An 873-nucleotide genomic window follows, 5' to 3' on the forward strand; every position below is an offset into this window, starting at 1 on the left:
GATGATGTCGACCGGAGTGCCATCCGGCATGAACGGCATATCCTCGGTGGGCAAAATCTTGCCGATCACACCCTTGTTGCCGTGACGGCCCGCGAGCTTGTCACCATCCTGGATCTTGCGCTTCTGCGCCACATAGACACGCACCAGCTCGTTCACACCGGGAGGCAGATCGTCGTCGTCCTCGCGGGAGAACACCCGGATACCGATCACCTTCCCGGACTCACCGTGCGGCACCTTCAACGAGGTATCACGCACCTCACGCGCCTTCTCACCGAAGATCGCGCGCAGCAACCGCTCCTCGGGCGTCAGCTCGGTCTCACCCTTCGGAGTGACCTTCCCGACCAGGATGTCACCGTCACGCACCTCCGCACCGATCCGCACGATCCCACGCTCGTCGAGATCGGCCAGGACCTCATCGGAAACATTCGGGATATCGCGCGTGATCTCCTCGGCACCCAACTTCGTATCACGAGCGTCGATCTCATGCTCCTCGATATGGATCGAGGTCAACACATCGTCCTCCACGAGACGCTGCGACAGAATAATCGCGTCCTCGTAGTTGTGACCCTCCCACGGCATGATCGCCACCAGCAGGTTCTTACCCAGAGCCATCTCACCGTTCTCGGTGCACGGACCATCGGCCAGCACCTGACCGAACTCCACCCGCTGACCCTCGTCCACAATCGGACGCTGATTGGCACACGTACCCTGATTCGACCGCGCGAACTTCCGCATCCGATACGACTTACGGGTCCCGTCATCGGCCATCACCGTGACGTAGTCGGCGGAGACCTCCTCGACCACACCCGGCTTGTCGTTGACCACGACATCACCGGCATCCACCGCGGCCCGCAGTTCCATACCGGTACCCAC

General features: G+C 61.5%; 1 pseudogene. It reads right to left on the minus strand.

From position 1 onward, the window contains the following. Positions 1-873 (minus strand): annotated as a pseudogene (locus tag IEY68_RS35865) (DNA-directed RNA polymerase subunit beta); the annotation flags it as partial.

Source organism: Nocardia jinanensis, assembly GCF_014645735.1.
Taxonomy (GTDB): Bacteria; Actinomycetota; Actinomycetes; order Mycobacteriales; family Mycobacteriaceae; genus Nocardia; species Nocardia jinanensis.